General features: G+C 68.3%; 11 protein-coding genes. 6 read left to right on the forward strand and 5 right to left on the reverse strand.

Going from position 1 to position 12,665, the window contains the following annotated elements; translation table 11 throughout:
- Positions 1–87: 87 nt before the first annotated feature.
- Both A9G05_RS23230 and A9G05_RS23235 read left to right on the forward strand, forming a co-directional pair.
- Positions 88–1,101 (forward strand): zinc-binding alcohol dehydrogenase family protein, encoded by a 1,014-nt coding sequence (locus tag A9G05_RS23230; RefSeq protein WP_069563203.1) that lies wholly within the window; start codon positions 88–90, stop codon positions 1,099–1,101.
- A 155-nt stretch (positions 1,102–1,256) separates the two neighbouring features.
- Positions 1,257–1,436 carry a hypothetical protein gene (locus A9G05_RS23235; RefSeq protein WP_069563204.1) on the forward strand — a complete coding sequence of 60 codons (180 nt, stop codon included), beginning with the start codon at positions 1,257–1,259 and terminating at the stop codon, positions 1,434–1,436.
- Between the two features lie 13 nt (positions 1,437–1,449).
- Here A9G05_RS23235 and A9G05_RS23240 read toward each other — a convergent pair whose 3' ends face one another.
- The 3 genes from A9G05_RS23240 to A9G05_RS23250 are packed head-to-tail and all read right to left on the reverse strand — an operon-like array spanning position 1,450 to position 7,027.
- Positions 1,450–2,640 (reverse strand): multidrug effflux MFS transporter, encoded by a 1,191-nt coding sequence (locus A9G05_RS23240; protein WP_069563205.1) that lies wholly within the window; start codon positions 2,638–2,640, stop codon positions 1,450–1,452.
- Between the two features lie 58 nt (positions 2,641–2,698).
- Positions 2,699–5,842: an efflux RND transporter permease subunit gene (locus A9G05_RS23245; RefSeq protein WP_069563206.1), complete on the reverse strand. Its 3,144-nt coding sequence runs from the start codon at positions 5,840–5,842 to the stop codon at positions 2,699–2,701.
- 12 nt (positions 5,843–5,854) lie between these two features.
- Positions 5,855–7,027, reverse strand: coding sequence for an efflux RND transporter periplasmic adaptor subunit (locus tag A9G05_RS23250; protein WP_069563207.1), 1,173 nt, complete (start codon positions 7,025–7,027; stop codon positions 5,855–5,857).
- 150 nt (positions 7,028–7,177) lie between these two features.
- On the opposite strand from A9G05_RS23250, the gene A9G05_RS23255 reads away from it, so the two are divergent.
- Positions 7,178–7,819 (forward strand): TetR family transcriptional regulator, encoded by a 642-nt coding sequence (locus tag A9G05_RS23255; RefSeq protein WP_069563208.1) that lies wholly within the window; start codon positions 7,178–7,180, stop codon positions 7,817–7,819.
- A 5-nt stretch (positions 7,820–7,824) separates the two neighbouring features.
- Here the strand turns inward: A9G05_RS23255 and A9G05_RS23260 are convergent, their stop codons facing one another.
- On the reverse strand, positions 7,825–8,073 hold the full coding sequence (locus A9G05_RS23260; RefSeq protein WP_069563209.1) for a DNA-binding protein: 249 nt from the start codon (positions 8,071–8,073) through the stop codon (positions 7,825–7,827).
- Between the two features lie 198 nt (positions 8,074–8,271).
- Between A9G05_RS23260 and A9G05_RS23265 the strand changes: the two genes are divergently transcribed.
- Positions 8,272–8,616: a hypothetical protein gene (locus tag A9G05_RS23265; RefSeq protein ID WP_069563210.1), complete on the forward strand. Its 345-nt coding sequence runs from the start codon at positions 8,272–8,274 to the stop codon at positions 8,614–8,616.
- A gap of 28 nt (positions 8,617–8,644) precedes the next feature.
- Here the strand turns inward: A9G05_RS23265 and A9G05_RS23270 are convergent, their stop codons facing one another.
- Complete coding sequence (locus tag A9G05_RS23270; protein ID WP_069563211.1) at positions 8,645–8,842, reverse strand: heavy-metal-associated domain-containing protein; 198 nt, start codon at positions 8,840–8,842, stop codon at positions 8,645–8,647.
- Between the two features lie 113 nt (positions 8,843–8,955).
- Between A9G05_RS23270 and A9G05_RS23275 the strand changes: the two genes are divergently transcribed.
- Together A9G05_RS23275 and A9G05_RS23280 are read left to right on the forward strand one after the other, a co-directional pair.
- Positions 8,956–9,327: a hypothetical protein gene (locus A9G05_RS23275; protein ID WP_069563212.1), complete on the forward strand. Its 372-nt coding sequence runs from the start codon at positions 8,956–8,958 to the stop codon at positions 9,325–9,327.
- A 516-nt stretch (positions 9,328–9,843) separates the two neighbouring features.
- Positions 9,844–12,246: a heavy metal translocating P-type ATPase gene (locus A9G05_RS23280; RefSeq protein WP_069563213.1), complete on the forward strand. Its 2,403-nt coding sequence runs from the start codon at positions 9,844–9,846 to the stop codon at positions 12,244–12,246.
- Positions 12,247–12,665: the final 419 nt, after the last annotated feature.

Below are 12,665 nucleotides of genomic sequence, written 5' to 3' on the forward strand. Positions count from 1 at the left end.
TCCTTTGAAAGACTGTCACGTTCTAGCGGGTTTTTCTTCGCCAGGAAATAGCCCAACCTAGCGCCCATCCTCATCCGGAGCCTTGCCATGAAAGCCGTCGCCTATTTCCAGAACCTGCCCATCGACCACCCCGACGCCCTGCAGGACATCGACCTGCCCGAGCCGACGCCGGGCCCGCGCGACCTGCTGGTGGAGGTCCGCGCCATTTCGGTGAACCCGGTGGACACCAAGATCCGCCGCAACGCCGCCCCCGAGAACGGCCAGCCCCGTGTACTGGGCTGGGACGTTTCCGGCGTGGTGAAGGCGGTGGGCCAGGACGTCAGCCTGTTCCAGCCCGGTGACGAGGTGTTCTACGCCGGCGCCCTGACCCGCCCCGGCGGCAACGCCGAGCTGCACCTGGTGGACGAGCGCATTGTCGGCAAGCGCCCGCAGAGCCTGGACTTCGCCAAGTCCGCCGCCCTGCCGCTGACCGCCATCACCGCCTGGGAGCTGCTGTTCGAGCGCCTCGGTATCGCCGAGGGGAAGGCTGACCTGGGCCAGAGCCTGCTGGTGGTCGGCGCGGCCGGCGGCGTCGGTTCCATCCTCGTGCAACTGGCCCGCCAGCTCACCGGCCTGACGGTGATCGGCACCGCCTCCCGCCCGGAAACCCAGGCCTGGGTCCGCGAGCTGGGCGCCCACCACGTCATCGACCACAGCCAGCCGCTGGCGGCCGAGCTCAAGCGCATCGGCCTCGACAGCGTCACCCACGTCGCCAGCCTCACCCAGACCGACCAGCACCTGGAGCAACTGGTGGAAGCCCTGGCGCCCCAGGGCAAGCTGGCGCTGATCGACGACCCGGCGGGCCTCGACGTGCTCAAGCTCAAGCGCAAGAGCATCTCGCTGCACTGGGAGTTCATGTACACCCGCTCGATGTTCGAGACCGCCGACATGATCGAGCAGCACAGGCTGCTGAACCGCGTCAGCGAGCTGATCGACCGGGGCGTGCTGAAGACCACCTTCGGCGAGCACTACGGCCGCATCGAGGCGGCCAACCTCAAGCGCGCCCACGCCCTGCTGGAGAGCGGCAAGGCCAAGGGCAAGATCGTGCTCGAAGGCTTCTGAGGTCACTCCGGGCAACCTGCCAACGGGGCGCCCGCCGGTCACCTGGACAGTCAATGGCCCGACCGCCAGTCGGGCCATTGACCGATGTCATTTCCGGTCCATCTCCGCGCACTACACTGGAAACGCGAATTTTTCGAACCAGGGAGGTGACCACCATGAAAGTGCTCGTCCGTCCGACCCGGACCGCCCAGGGCCCCAGTTGGCAGGTGTGCATCGATCAGCACGCCGTCAGCTTCCGCACCGAGGCCGAGGCGCAACGCTTCGTCGCCGTGCTGGAGGCCCGTCTCAAAGCCCCCCACATCCTGCCCCAACAGCCCCAACGAGCCGTCGGCTGACCCGCCCAGGCGGCTAGCCCAGCACTGAAGGCTGCCCGCGCGTCCGCCACCAGGTGAAGGTGGACGCGCTCACCGCCCCCGTTGCACAGAGCGCGATGACGGTCGCCATGGGCACGGCCGTGCCGTCGTGCAACACGCCCACCAGGGCCGCGGCACCGGCGGCGACGCTGAACTGCAGGCTGCCCATCAGCGCCGAAGCGCTGCCGGCGTGGCGTCCCTGGCCGGCCATGGCCGAGGCCGAGGCGTTGGGGATGATGCAGCCCAGGCAGGCGGTGGCGCAGAACAGCGGTACCAGCAGCGGCCACAGCGCTTCGGTGTGGGCGTGGGCCACCACCAGCATCGCCACGGCGAAGCCCAGCAGCACCCAGACCATCCGCCGCAACCAGTAGGCCGGGCCGTGGAAGCGCATCAGCCAGGCGTTGACCTGGGCCATGAGGACGAAGCCCAGTGCGTTGCTGCCGAACAGCCAGCCGTAGTGCTCGGCCGGCACGCCGTAGAGCTGGATGAAGACGAAGGGCGAGCCGGCGATGTAAGCGAACATGCCGGCCATGGCCAGCCCGCCGGACAGCGCGTAGCCGATGAACACCCCATCCCCCAGCAGGCGCCGGTACTGCCCCAGGGCACCACGCAGCGGCGGGCGCTCGTCACCGTGGGTGAGGGTTTCCGGCAGCCAGGCACAGACCCCGGCCAGCACCAGCGCGCTGAACAGGGTCAGCCCGTAGAAGATCGACGGCCAGCCGAAACTCTCCAGCAGCAGCCCGCCGCCCAGGGGCGCGAGGATCGGTGCCAGCCCCATCACCAGCATCAGTTGGGAGAACACCTTGGCCGAGGACACCGGGTCGCACAGGTCGCGCACCACCGCCCGCGATACCACCATCCCCGCACAGCCACCCAGGGCCTGGATGAAGCGCGCGGTGATCAACCACTCCAGGCTCGGCGCCAGGGCGCAGGCCACCGAGGCCAGGGTGAACAGCGTCACCCCCGCCAGCAGCGGCGGGCGCCGGCCGAAGCGGTCGGCGATGGGGCCGTAGAGCAACTGGCCGATGGCCAGGCCGACGAAGTACGCCGCCAGGCTCAGTTGGACGTGCTCGACGTCGGTCGCGAACGCCTTGGCCAGGGCCGGGAAGCTGGGCAGGTAGAAATCGATCGCCATGGGGCCGAAAGCACTCAGCGCCCCCAGGATCAGCAGGATGCGGAAATTCATGGATCACCTGAACGAGGCGCCGCCCCGGAGGGCGGCGCGCGACTTGTGGACGACCCGGTCAGTGCACCGGGTCGGCCGGCGGGGCCTTCTTCCCGCGCCGCTGGGCGAGCTTGTCGGCAGCGGATTCCACCAGCAGGTAGAACATCGGGATGAGGAAGGTTGCCAGCAACGTGGCCGCTAGCATACCGCCAATCACCCCGGTGCCGATGGAATGTCGGCTCGCCGAGCCCGCGCCACTGCTGATCGCCAGGGGCACGCAGCCGAGGATGAAGGCCAGGGAGGTCATCACGATGGGCCGGAAGCGCAGGCGCGCCGCCTCCAGAGACGACTCGAAGATGCCCATGCCCTGCTGCCGGCAGAGCACGGCGAACTCGATGATGAGGATGGCGTTCTTCGCCGCCAGGCCGATCAGCGTCACCAGCCCCACCTGGAAGTACACGTCGTTGGACAGCCCGCGCAGCCACACCGCGAGGATGGCGCCGAACACCGCGAAGGGCACGGCGGTGACCACCGCGATGGGCAGCGTCCAGCGCTCGTACTGGGCGGCGAGGATGAGGAACACGATGATCAGCCCGAACAGGAAGGCGGTGCCCCCCGAGCCCTGGGTGGCCAGTTCCTGGTAGGCCGAGCCGACCCAGCCCAGGCTGTAGTCCTCACCCAGCACCTCGTCCGCCACCGCCTGCATGGCCGCCAGCGCCTGCCCGGAGCTGTAGCCCGGCGCCGGGCCGCCGAGGATCTTGGCTGCCGGGTAGACGTTGAAGCGCGCGTAGGAGTCCGGCCCGAGGATGCGCTGCACCCGCACCAGGGACGACAGCGGCACCAGCTCGCCGGAGGCGGAGCGCACGTACACCTGGCTGAGGTCCTCCGGCTTGCGGCGGAAGTCCGCCTCGGCCTGCAGGCTCACCTGCCAGGTGCGCCCATAGAGGGTGAAGTCGTTGACGTAGTAGCTGCCGAAGGTGGACTGCATGGCGGTGAACACATCGTTCACCGCCACCCCCAGGGCACGGGCCTTGGTGCGGTCCAGGTCGAGGAAGTACTGCGGCACGTTGGCGTTGAAGGTGGTGCTGACGCCGGCCAGCTCGGGGCGCTTGGCGGCGGCGGCGATGAACTTGCCGACGGTCGCCTGCAACTGCGCGATGGAGCCGCCGGAGCGGTCCTGGAGGTAGGCCTCGAAGCCGCCGGTGGTGCTCATGCCGGTGATCGGCGGCGGGTTGAAGGTCATCACCACGCCGTCCTTCTGCCCGGCGCCCATGGCCATGAAGGTGCGCGGCAGATTGCGCGCGTCCAGCTCCTCGGTGGTGCGCTCCTTCCAGTCCTTCAGCGGGATGAACGACACCCCGGCGTTGCTGCGGGTGCCGAAGGTGAGCACGTCGAAGCCGGCGAAGGTGACCACGTCCTGCACCGCAGGGTGCTTCATCAGCTGCTCGGTGACGGCGCTGGTCACTTCCTCGGTACGGGTCAGGGAAGCCGCTGGCGGCAGGAAGTAGGCGTTGATCACGTAGCCCTGGTCCTCGTCGGGCACCAGGGAACCGGGCACCCGGCCGAACAGCACCACCATCAGCGCGATCATCCCGCCGAACAGCAGCAGGCCGATGGCACTGCGCTTGAGGAAGAAACGCACCCCGGCGGTGTAGCCGTCGGTGGCGCGGTCGAAGGCCCGGTTGAACCAGCGGAACGGCGCCGCCGGCTCCTCGTGGGTGGGCTTGAGCAGCAGGGCACAGAGCGCCGGCGAGAGGGTCAGCGCGACGATGCCGGAGATCACCACCGACACCGCGATGGTGATCGCGAACTGCTTGTACATCTGCCCCGCCAGGCCACCGAGGAAGCCCACCGGGACGAACACCGCGCAGAGCACCAGCACGATGGCGACGATGGGGCCGGTCACCTCCTCCATGGCCTTGATCGCCGCCTCGCGCGGGCCGAGCTTCTCGGTGCGCATCACCCGCTCGACGTTCTCCAGCACCACGATGGCGTCGTCCACCACGATGCCGATGGCCAACACCATGCCGAACAGGGTCAGCAGGTTGATGGAGAACCCCAGCATGTACATGCCGGCGAAGGTGCCGATCAGCGACACCGGGATGGCCAGCACCGGGATCAGCGTGGCGCGCCAGTTCTGCAGGAACAGGTAGACCACCAGCATCACCAGCACCAGGGCCTCGATGAAGGTATGGATCACCTCCTCGATGGAGACCTCGACGAACTTGGTGGTGTCGTAGGGGATCTTGTAGTCGATGCCCTGGGGAAAGCGCTTGGCCAACTGGTCCATGGTCTGGCGCACCGCCTCGGCGGTGTCCAGGGCGTTGGCACCGGGCTGCAGGTAGATGCCGAAGGCGGCGTTCTGCTGGCCGTTCAGCGAGGTCATCAGCGAGTAGTCCTGGGCCCCCAGCTCGACCCGCGCCACGTCCTTGAGCAGCAGGCTGGCGCCGGTGGCGTCGGTGCGCAGGATGACGCTCTCGAACTCCTTCGGGTCAGTGAAGCGGCCCTGAGTGGTGACGGTGTAGGTGAAGTCCTGGGGCTGGTTGAGCGGCTGCTTGCCGAAGCTGCCGGCGGCGAACTGGGAGTTCTGCTCCTGGATGGCCTTGACCACGTCGGTGGGCGTCAGGTCGTACTGGGCCAGCTTGTCCGGCCGCAGCCAGATGCGCATGGAGTAGTTCTTCGAGCCGAACTGGCTGGCATCGCCCACGCCGGGAATGCGCTTGAGCTCGTCGATCACGTTGATCAGCGCGTAGTTGCTGATGTAGATCGGGTCGCGGGAATTGTCCGGGGAGAACAGCGTCACCACCTGGAGGATGTCGGAGGACTTCTTCTCCACCTTCACCCCCTGCCGGCGCACCTCCTCGGGCAGCTTGGCCAGGGCGGCCTGGACCTTGTTGTTGACGTCGATGGTGGCCTGGTCCGGGTCGGTGCCCACCTGGAAGTAAACGGTCAGGCTCATGGCGCCGTTGCTGTCGGAGTTGGACAACTGGTAGATCATCCCCTGCACGCCGTTGATGCCCTGCTCCAGGGGTGCCGCCACCGTCTCGGCGATCACCTGGGAGCTGGCGCCGGGGTAACTGGCGGTCACCGAGACCTGCGGCGGGAGGATCTCCGGGTACTGCGCGACCGGCAGCGCGCGCATGGCGGCCAGGCCGCCGAGCATGATGACGATGGAGATGACCGTGGCGAATACCGGCCGGTCGATGAAGAATCGCGAGATCACGGCGCGCCCTCCTCAGGACTGCTTCGGCGGGGTGCCGTCGGCGGGGGCTTCCACCGCCTTCACCGGCGCGTCCGGGCGCACCCGGGGCAGGCCCTCGACGATCACCCGGTCGCCGGTTGAGACGCCGGAGAGGATCACCCAGCGGCCCTCGGCGGTGTCGCCGGTCTTCACCTCGCGCATGCGCGCCACGCCGTCCTGGTCCACCACGAACACGAAGGTGCCGCGCGGCCCCTGGGACAGCGCGCGCTCCGGCACGGTGATGGTGCCGGGGCGGGTGATGCCCTTGATCAGTACCCGCACGAACTGGCCCGGCAGCAGCTTCTGCTCGGGGTTGGGCACCACCGCGCGGGCGCTGACGGTGCCGGTGCCGGTGTTGACGAAGCTGTCGGTGAAGTCCACCCGGCCCTCCAGCGGGTAGGTGGAGCCGTCGCCGAACTTCAGCACGGCGGTCAGCTTGCCGTCGGCTGGCAGCGTCAGGCGGCCGCTCTGCACGCCCTCGCGCAGGCGCTCGGCCTCGGTGTCGGGGTAGCCGAAGTTGACGTACAGCGGGTCCAGTTGGGTGAGCTGGGTCAGCAGGCTGGAGTTGGGGTCGCCGGCCACCACCAGGCTGCCCTCGGAGCGGGTCTCCTTGCTGGTGATGCCGCTGATGGGCGCCTTCACCGTGGTGTAGTCGAGGTCGATCTGCTTGGCCTGGACGTTGGCCTCGGCGGCCTGCACGTTGGCCTTGCTCTGCTCGAAGTTGGAAATGGCGTTGTCCAGCTCGCTCTCGCTGGCGAAGCCCTTCTTCTGCAGTTCGCGAACGCGCTTGAGGTCGCGCTCGGTCTGCCGGTAGCGCGCCTGCTCCTGGGCCAGCGCGCCCTTGGCGCTGCCCAGGGCGGCCTGGTACGTACGCGGGTCGATGCGGAACAGCACCTGGCCCTTCTGCACCCGCGCGCCCTCCTGGTAGGTGCGCTCCTGGAGGATGCCGCTGACCTGCGCGCGCACCTCCACCTCGCGGTAGCCAGCGGTACGCCCGGCGTACTCCAGCACCAGCGGCAAGGGGCCCTCGCGCACCGTTTCCACCAGCACCTCGGGCGCCGGTGCGCCCCCTCCGGCAGGGGCGTCCGCTGCGGCCAGGGGACCGGACAGCAGGCAGGCGACGACCGGCAGGACGTGGCGCAAGGGCGGGCGGCGAGCAAGCGGCATGGCGATTCTCCACGGCCATTCCTGCCAGGGCGGGTGGAATGGCATTTCGATTGGGGGACGAAAAGAGGGGAAGCCGAAGCGCCGAACGGCAGCAATGTCGCTAGAATCCGACTCCCGAGAAGAAGCCTAGACACTATTCACCTGACTGCTATGCGCAGAACCAAAGAAGAAGCGGAGAAAACCCGCGCCGACATCCTGGCCGCCGCCGAGCTGCTATTCCTCGAGAACGGCGTGGCCCATACCTCCCTGGAACAGATCGCCCGGGCTGCGGGCGTGACCCGGGGCGCCGTCTACTGGCACTTCCAGAACAAGGCCCACCTGTTCCACGAAATGCTCAACCAGGTGCGCCTGCCCCCAGAGCAGATGACCGAACGCCTCTGCGGCTACAGCGGCCGCGACGCGCTGCTGTCGCTGCGCAACCTGTCCATCGAGGCGATCACCTCACTGGCGGTGGACGCCCAGCGCAAGCGCATCTTCACCATCCTCCTGCACCGTTGCGAGTTCACCGAGGAACTGCGCGAGGCGGAGGACCGCCACAACGCCTTCGTCAACCAGTTCATCGACCTGTGCGAGGCGCTGTTCGCCCAGCCCGGCTGCGTCGAGCGCCTGCACCCGGGGCTCACCCCGCGCCTGGCCTCGCGCGGGCTGCATGCGCAGATCCTCGGCCTGTTCACCGACTGGACGCGCGACATCTCCCTGTTCGACCCGCAGCAGGACACCGCGCCGCTGCTGGACGCGGTGTTCCGCGGGCTGATCCGTGACTGGGATGAGGTGCTGCGCAGCGCGTCCTAGCGCCGTCACGGCTGGGGGGAGGATGCCTCCAGCGGGCTCGTCTGCCCGACTTCGGGCGCCGTTTCGCCGCTGATCAGCCAGAACGCGTAGTGCGGATACAGGCGCACCAGCACGGCCAGTTCCTCCGTGCCCATACGGATGGCCCCCTTGCTGATGTTCTTCCAGCGTTCGTGGTTGGTCTCGCCCAACTGGCTGAGCTTCTTCGGCCCGGCCAAATGGATCAGGTACAGCGCTCTACCTTTGATTTCGTCCATATATCCAAACGCAAACGGGGCACTATTTACTCCCAAGCCAAATCGGAGTAATCTTTGCCCCTGGAGTTAATATTGCCCCGACAGGCTCTAGCTAAAACTCCGAATACTGAAGCAACCCTCTTGGAACTGGAAGGGCCATGCCTGCCTGGCCGAAGGCCTGCCCTGTGCTGTGGATAACTGCTTGATAGGAGATTGAGCATGGCCGACTTCACCTTCGACGCCGCCTGCGCATTGATTGGCCGCACGGCCTGGATAGAGCTGGACTGGCCCGACGTCCCGGAGCCCACCTTCACCTGCGTGCATATCGTCGGCGTGGTGATGGCGCTGGAGGGCGTCTACGACGCCCCGCACTTCCTCACCTTCCAGTACAACGGCTCGGAAATGTTCCCGGAAGAACTCTTCTGGTCCGACATCCGCGCATTGCATCCGGTCAGGACGGTAAAGAGAGAAGGAATGGGGCGGAAGGCAGTGGACGTCGAACCCAGTAAGGAACGGCTGTCGTCCTCCACCGGGTTCGAAGCCCGGCCGCGTCGCCGGGCGTGATGGTCTTACAGAGAGGGGGCGCAGGGAGCTAGGCCAGCTCGGCCGGGTAGCCCTCCTCGCGGATGGCTTCCAGTACCTGCTCGGCCGCCAGGCGGCTGGCCACCCGCACTTCACCGGCGCCCAGGTCCACCTGGACCTCCGCCGCCGCGTCGCGGGCCTGCACCGCCTCGGTGACGGCGCGTACGCAATGACCACAGGACATGCCCTGGACCTTGAACACTTGCATGATCGACTCCTCGTGATGGCTGGATGAACGGCCCGCAGTGTCCGCCTTGCCACCGTGGCAAGGTCAAGCCCCGCGCACCTACACTTGCTCCACTGCCCCTCCGGAGCCCTGTCATGAAAGCCCTCACCCTGCTGCTCGCGGCCCTGCTCGCCCTGCCCGGCCTGGCCCGCGCGGAAGCGCCGCTCAACTACGGCATGCTCGTGGTCTCCCGCGAGCGGATGCAGTTGGCCACCGGCTGCGATGTGGCCCTCTTCGTTCAGGACCGTCTCATTGCGCGTCTGGTGCAGGGCCAGTCGGTGGAGCTGAACCTGCCTCCGGGCCGGGTCTCGGTGCGCCTCGGCCTGCTCGACGCCGCTCCCTGCCGTGCCGGTATGGGCGTGCAGGAGCCGCAGACCATCACCCTGCAGGCCGGGATGGTCAGCCGCTATGAACTGGGCATGAACGACCGTGGGTTGTATCTGATTCCGTCGGTGCCGTTGCCCTGACACGTCTTTGGAAAGGGCACTCAACGACGTTCTGTTCCGCCGTTCTAGAACCAGACCTGCAGCCTGCTCTCGCTCGATGAGCAATTTTCGAGCGCACTCTGGATTCATGCCTGGTCGAGAAAGGTGAGGCGGGGAAAAAGCCGCCCCTTCAGGAGGCCGAGCGGAGTCATCGTGTAGGGGGTTGAGCGACATGGATGTCGCGAGAGCGCTGCCGGGCCATGGATGGCCCGTCGAGTGGGCCCCTGGAACGATGATGGAGTGAGGGGAGTCCCGCAACGCGGGACCCGTATGCAGGGGCAAGCCCTTTTGGCTCCTTTTGGGGCGACTGCCAAAAGGGGCTCGCCCGGGAGGGCGAAACAAGAAACATCCGCAGAACTCGATAACCAGCTTGGCGTTGAAACAGCGCACTGGAACACCGCCATCGAAAACCCACCGGCTTTTCCTCAGCAGCCCTCTCCCCTCTTGACCTTGCCACGGGGTCAAGGTTGATCCTGTGCCCCACGAGGAGGATCAGCCATGACCGTATCGTTCGACCTGCCCATCACTGGAATGACCTGCGCCAGCTGCGCCGGCCGCGTGGAGCGCGCGTTGGCCAAGGTGCCTGGCGTGGCGTCCGCCAGCGTCAACCTGGCCCGCGAGCAGGCCAGGGTCCAGGCCCCCGCCGATGCCCTGCCCGCCCTGCGCGAGGCGGTGCTGCGGGCCGGCTACGAGGTGCCCCAGGGGCGCCTGGAGCTGGAGATCGGCGGCATGACCTGCGCCAGTTGCGCCGGCCGTGTGGAGCGCGCCCTGGCCAAGGTGCCGGGGGTGCTGGAGGTGAGCGTCAACCTGGCCAGCGAGCGGGCCAGCGTGCAGCGGCTGGAGGGGGTGGACGAGCAGGCGCTGATCCAGGCCGTGACCCGCGCCGGCTACCAGGCGCGGCTGCACCAGGCCGAGCACGCCGATGACAGCGAGGCCCGCGCCCGCCAGGCGCTGCAACGGGAGCGCCTGGCCCTGGCGCTGGCCCTGCTGCTGGCGGCCCCGCTGGTGCTGCCGATGCTGGTGGAACCCTTCGGCCTGCACTGGATGCTGCCGGCCTGGGTGCAGTTCGCCCTGGCCACGCCGGTGCAGTTCATCCTCGGTGCGCGCTTCTACCGCGCCGCCTGGAAGGCCGTGCGCGCCGGCGCCGGCAACATGGACCTGCTGGTGGCCATCGGCACCAGCGCCGGCTATGGCCTGAGCCTCTACCAGTGGGCCACTGCCCACCCCGGCCACGTGCCGCACCTGTACTTCGAAGCCTCTGCCGTGGTCATCGCCCTGGTGCTGCTGGGCAAGTACCTGGAGAGCCGTGCAAAGCGCCAGACCAGCGCCGCCATCCGCGCCCTGGAAGCCCTGCGCCCCGAGCGCGCCATCCGCCTGCGCGACGGCCGCGAGGAGGACGTGGCCATCGCCGAACTCCAACTGGGCGACGAGGTGCTGGTGAAACCCGGCGAGCGCTTCCCGGTAGACGGCGAGGTGCTGGAGGGCCAGAGCCACGCCGACGAGGCGCTGATCAGCGGCGAGAGCCTGCCGGTGCCCAAGGCCCCGGGCGACCGCGTCACCGGCGGCGCCATCAACGGCGAGGGGCGCCTGCGGGTGCGCACCACCGCCCTGGGCGGCGAGACGGTGCTGGCGCGGATCATCCGCCTGGTGGAAGACGCCCAGGCGGCCAAGGCACCGATCCAGAAGCTGGTAGACCGGGTCAGCCAGGTGTTCGTCCCGGCAGTGCTGCTGATCGCCCTGGCCACCCTCGGCGGCTGGCTGCTGGCCGGCGCGGCGCTGGAGACGGCGCTGATCAACGCCGTCGCCGTGCTGGTGATCGCCTGCCCCTGTGCCCTTGGCCTGGCCACGCCCACGGCGATCATGGCCGGCACCGGCGTCGCGGCCCGCCACGGCATCCTCATCAAGGACGCCGAAGCCCTGGAGGTGGCCCACGCGGTCACCGCCGTGGCCTTCGACAAGACCGGCACCCTCACCTCCGGCACCCCGCGTATCACTAACCTGGCCGCCGCCGATGGCGACGAAGCGCACCTGCTGGCCTGGGCCGGCGCCCTGCAGCGCGGCAGCGAACACCCCCTGGCCAAGGCGGTGCTGGAGGCCTGCGACGAACGCAGCCTGACGGTCCCTGAAGTCAGCGACAGCCAGTCCCTCACCGGGCGCGGCATCCAGGGCCGGGTCGAGGGCCGTCTGCTGGCCCTGGGCAACCGCCGCCTGCTGGACGAGCAGGGCCTCGACGGCGGCGCCCTGCTGGCCTCCGCACAGGCCTGGGAAGCCGAGGGCCGCACCCTGTCCTGGCTGCTGGCACTGCAACCCCGTGCGCAGGTGCTCGGCCTGTTCGCCTTCGGTGACAGCCTCAAGGAGGGCGCCCGCGACGCCGTGCAGGCCCTGCGCGGACGCCACATCGCCAGCCACCTGATCACCGGCGACAACCGCGGCAGCGCCCGGGTGGTGGCCGAAGCGCTGGGCATCGACGATGTGCACGCCGAAGTGCTGCCCGCCGACAAGGCCGCCGAAGTGGCCCGACTCAAGGCCGGCGGCGCGGTGGTGGCGATGGTCGGCGACGGCATCAACGACGCCCCCGCCCTGGCCGCCGCCGATGTGGGCATCGCCATGGGCGGCGGCACCGACGTGGCCATGCACGCCGCCGGCATCACCCTGATGCGCAGCGACCCGCGCCTGGTCCCCGCCGCCCTCGACATCGCCCGGCGCACCTACGGCAAGATCCGCCAGAACCTGTTCTGGGCCTTCATCTACAACCTGGTGGGCATCCCGCTCGCCGCCGCCGGTATGCTCAACCCGGTGGTCGCCGGCGCCGCGATGGCCCTCTCCAGCGTCAGCGTGGTGAGCAACGCCCTGCTGCTGAAGACCTGGAAACCGGCCGGGGAGAAACACACGGAAGACTGATGCCAGGACGCCGTTCTGGCAGGGGCGAACTCATGGGTTCTGTATGCGCTAGCTGTTGTGAACGTGATACGAAGGCTCAAGCACGGTGCCTTCCGGGAATTTATGACGCCCTGTAATACCTGCCGCGTGGGTTTCGCTTCGCTCTACGCCGCCCTACGAAAGCCGTTTAGCCTCGAGCGTGATGCGCACATCGATGAAGATTCCGGCGAGGAAGTTGGGGCAGCCACTAAACGCCCCTTTCAGGAGGCCGAGCGCAATCGTCGTTTCAGGGGTTGAGCGACATGGATGTCGCGAGAGCCGCGATGGGCCAGGGATGGCCCTTCGCGGCGTGCCCCTGAAACGATGATGAAGCAAGGGGACCCGACGTAGTCGGGCCGCATGCAGGGGCAAGCGCTTTTGGTTACTTTTCTGGCGATTGA

The sequence above is a fragment of the Pseudomonas sp. ENNP23 genome (genome assembly GCF_001728945.1).
Classification (GTDB): domain Bacteria; phylum Pseudomonadota; class Gammaproteobacteria; order Pseudomonadales; family Pseudomonadaceae; genus Metapseudomonas; species Metapseudomonas otitidis.

Excerpts from the sequence above, each read along its gene's own strand:
- A9G05_RS23230 (WP_069563203.1), top strand. The coding sequence starts at position 88 with ATGAAAGCCGTCGCCTATTTCCAGAACCTGCCCATCGACCACCCCGAC.
- A9G05_RS23235 (WP_069563204.1), top strand. The coding sequence starts at position 1,257 with ATGAAAGTGCTCGTCCGTCCGACCCGGACCGCCCAGGGCCCCAGTTGG.
- A9G05_RS23240 (WP_069563205.1), bottom strand. The coding sequence starts at position 2,640 with ATGAATTTCCGCATCCTGCTGATCCTGGGGGCGCTGAGTGCTTTCGGC.
- A9G05_RS23250 (WP_069563207.1), bottom strand. The coding sequence starts at position 7,027 with ATGCCGCTTGCTCGCCGCCCGCCCTTGCGCCACGTCCTGCCGGTCGTC.
- A9G05_RS23255 (WP_069563208.1), top strand. The coding sequence starts at position 7,178 with ATGCGCAGAACCAAAGAAGAAGCGGAGAAAACCCGCGCCGACATCCTG.
- A9G05_RS23260 (WP_069563209.1), bottom strand. The coding sequence starts at position 8,073 with ATGGACGAAATCAAAGGTAGAGCGCTGTACCTGATCCATTTGGCCGGG.
- A9G05_RS23265 (WP_069563210.1), top strand. The coding sequence starts at position 8,272 with ATGGCCGACTTCACCTTCGACGCCGCCTGCGCATTGATTGGCCGCACG.
- A9G05_RS23270 (WP_069563211.1), bottom strand. The coding sequence starts at position 8,842 with ATGCAAGTGTTCAAGGTCCAGGGCATGTCCTGTGGTCATTGCGTACGC.
- A9G05_RS23275 (WP_069563212.1), top strand. The coding sequence starts at position 8,956 with ATGAAAGCCCTCACCCTGCTGCTCGCGGCCCTGCTCGCCCTGCCCGGC.
- A9G05_RS23280 (WP_069563213.1), top strand. The coding sequence starts at position 9,844 with ATGACCGTATCGTTCGACCTGCCCATCACTGGAATGACCTGCGCCAGC.